The organism is Gracilibacillus saliphilus (assembly GCF_010994085.1).
Taxonomy (GTDB): Bacteria; Bacillota; Bacilli; order Bacillales; family Amphibacillaceae; genus Gracilibacillus; species Gracilibacillus lacisalsi.
The window spans coordinates 1-3,040 of sequence record NZ_WJEB01000063.1; the positions used below are offsets into that span (position 1 = coordinate 1).

At 33.4% G+C, this 3,040-nt stretch carries 3 protein-coding genes; 2 read left to right on the forward strand and 1 reads right to left on the reverse strand.

The window, feature by feature from the left end; genetic code table 11:
* Nucleotides 1-55: 55 nt before the first annotated feature.
* Entirely contained in the window at nucleotides 56-1,240 is a 1,185-nt protein-coding gene (locus GHT08_RS21740; RefSeq protein ID WP_163583479.1) for a peptidase, read from the forward strand.
* A gap of 42 nt (nucleotides 1,241-1,282) precedes the next feature.
* Here the strand turns inward: GHT08_RS21740 and GHT08_RS21745 are convergent, their stop codons facing one another.
* Nucleotides 1,283-2,089, reverse strand: coding sequence for a VLRF1 family aeRF1-type release factor (locus tag GHT08_RS21745; RefSeq protein WP_163583480.1), 807 nt, complete (start codon nucleotides 2,087-2,089; stop codon nucleotides 1,283-1,285).
* Between the two features lie 236 nt (nucleotides 2,090-2,325).
* Between GHT08_RS21745 and GHT08_RS21750 the strand changes: the two genes are divergently transcribed.
* The gene (locus GHT08_RS21750) at nucleotides 2,326-2,982 is read left to right on the forward strand and encodes an SOS response-associated peptidase (protein ID WP_163583481.1); all 657 of its coding nucleotides are present in this window, start codon (nucleotides 2,326-2,328) and stop codon (nucleotides 2,980-2,982) included.
* Nucleotides 2,983-3,040: the final 58 nt, after the last annotated feature.

Below are 3,040 nucleotides of genomic sequence, written 5' to 3' on the forward strand. Positions count from 1 at the left end.
CCACCAGTTCACACTGGTGGTTTTGATTTTATCAAAAATTACAGGAGGTGAAATAATGGAACTGAACCTAGAATCAAAAGTAATTTTACAACCTCTTAATGTCAGAAAAGACAAGAAACATTATATAGTGGAAAAAGAGCAAACTGGTGAATTTTTCGAAATGCCGGAAATTTGCATAGAGGCAATCGAAAAAATTAATAATAATGAATCATTGGATATTATTGAAAAACAATTAACCGATAAGTACAAAGAAGAAGAGGTTAATCTAGTAGATTTTCTCCAGCAATTAGTCGATTTAGGGTTGGTAAAAGAGATTGACGGTAAGGACATGATCACTCATACAAAAGATCAATCCGCAACAGGATTTACAAAGATTTCTCCTTCAATAGCCGGATTATTATATAATAAGTTAACCATCCCATTTTTCATTATCTTGATTATATTTAATCTTATTATTTTTGCGTCCTTCCCTGATTTGTTACCAACTTATAAAGATATATTTATATTCGACTCCATGGTATTTAACATTTTGACTTATATGCTTTTATCAATCATTCTACTCATTCTCCATGAGTTGGGGCACATTTTAGCTATAAGATCTTTCGATTTATTGGCAGATGTTCAAGTAGGGAATCGTTTGTTTTTGGTTGTTGCAGAAACTGACTTAACGGCTGCTTGGAAACTACCATCAAAACAAAGAAATCTATTATTTTTAGGTGGTATGTTCATTGACCAACTGATACTGTTTACCGTATTATTAATCAAACTGACAGTATCTATTGATCATTATCTTATTAATGGAATATTATCGGTAGTAGTACTGGATATATTTATTAGAACAATTTATCAATGCTGTTTCTATATGAAGACGGACTTATATTATTTAGTAGAAAACATGACAGGCTGTTATAATTTAATGGAGAACGGTAAAAATTATATGGCAAAATGGATTCCATTTATTAAAGTAGATGAAACAAGTACTACCTTTGAAGGTGAAGAAAAAGTAGTCAAATTATATGGTGTATTTTCCTTCATCGGAGTCATACTAACGATTAGTTTATTCATTATATATTTCATTCCCCAAACGATTTACTTAATGGTAAATACACTACCACACTTAATGAATCCAATCGATAATCCCTACTTCTGGGATGCATTGGTAATCGTGGCACAATTTATTCTAATGATCAGTTTATTGATTTATTCGATTAGAAAAAAGAGAAAATCTGCTTCAACTTAAGTTTTCTAGATATAAAAAATCGAGCTACAATAGCTCGATTTTTTAGCTGAAGACAGCCTCATTGATAACTTTCATTTTTTCTTGCTCTAGCATATTTTTTGGAATCACTTTCGTTACTTCTTTATTCATATTACTAGACAAATCTTCCGCTTCCTCTTTGTTTCCGACTAAAATAATCTTCTTCCAGTTTTTATCTTTTGCTAATTTGTCGAGGCTTGTAGCTATGCTTTTATACCAACGATAGCGGTTAGCTTCAAAACGGGCTTCGAATTGTTCTTGTTTTGTGTTTTTTCCGCCAGATCCCATAGATGGCTGGGCTCGATGTGGTCCGGTATGTTCACGCCAATCTTCGGTATCGAGATCTAATTGATACAACCTAGTATCTTTTAAGTTTCCAAGTTCAGTATCCAATATTTTAATGGATTCTTTCTGTGTAAGGATGATACCTGTTTCTGGGAACTGATCAAGCATTTTTTTGATCTGATCTAATTTAGGTGTTTCTTCCCAACTAAATTCAGTTTCAACGGGCATTTGGAATTTCTCAGCAAACCAAATCGACTGATCACCTGTTGCAAATATTACCACGCTTTTGGCTAAGTTTTGTTCATTTTCATGCATATACTTTTCGACCATTTCTTTAACGGCCCAATAATTTCTTTTTTCTTCACTATCTCCGTCCATTTGTAAGTAGTTTTCAAAGCTATTTAATCCATTTTTTAAATGCAACTTCCATTTGCCACCTTGTTGTTCAGGATCAGCTGGATCAGTGTTTAAATACATACTAAATACGCGTTGTGGCTTTTCCAAATAAACATCTTCCAACTTTTTGATTTCTTTATTGATATCCATAAAGTGTTACACACTCCTTTTTAGTATTATCGATTCTAGTTATCCTCTAACCGTTGTGAATATGTTTAAACATCAATCACAATATTTTGAGAATTATTACCTAACAAAATGTAAATAGCTAATAAAGAACTGCCCAAAATAGTATACTAGCATTAATCGTATTTCCCGGGAAATGCCCCCAGTTTAGTGGAGGAATCCTACTAGTGGAAATATAACCTTAAGAGGATGTGGTTAAAATGTGTGGTAGATTTACCTTAGATACATCGATAGAAGTTCTGGAAAGTGAACTAGGTATCGTTCTGACCGAATTTCAACCGAGTTATAATATAGCACCTACGCAACAAGTACTGTCCATCGTAGGAACCAATCAAGGGAGAAAAGCTGGTTATCTTCAATGGGGACTAGTGCCAGTCTGGGCAAAAGATCCTAAAATAGGAAGTAAAATGATAAATGCTAGAAGTGAAACAGTTGATGAAAAGCCTTCTTTTAAACGATTATTATCACGAAGACGATGTTTAATTGTGGCAGATAGTTTTTACGAATGGAAACGAGAAGAAAAAGAAAAGCAACCATATCGAATTACGGTAAACGATGGTCAGCTATTCACTTTTGCGGGATTATGGGATCGTTGGAGCAGTGGAGATCAAGAGATCGTCTCATGTACAATTTTAACCACGAAGCCAAATAGACTTATGGAATCGATACATGATCGAATGCCAGTTATCTTACAAGATAAAGGTCAAGATAATTGGATTGATCCAACGATCGACGATAAAGCTTTCTTGAAATCATTTCTGTTACCATTGGATGATTCTCTAATGAAGGCTTATCCGGTTTCCAAAAAAGTAAATAATCCTAGGAATAATGATCAATCATTAATAGAACCTATTTAGAATGTACAAAATAATGTACATTCTTTTTTTAGGACAAGAAAGTATAAAATTTTGCGCA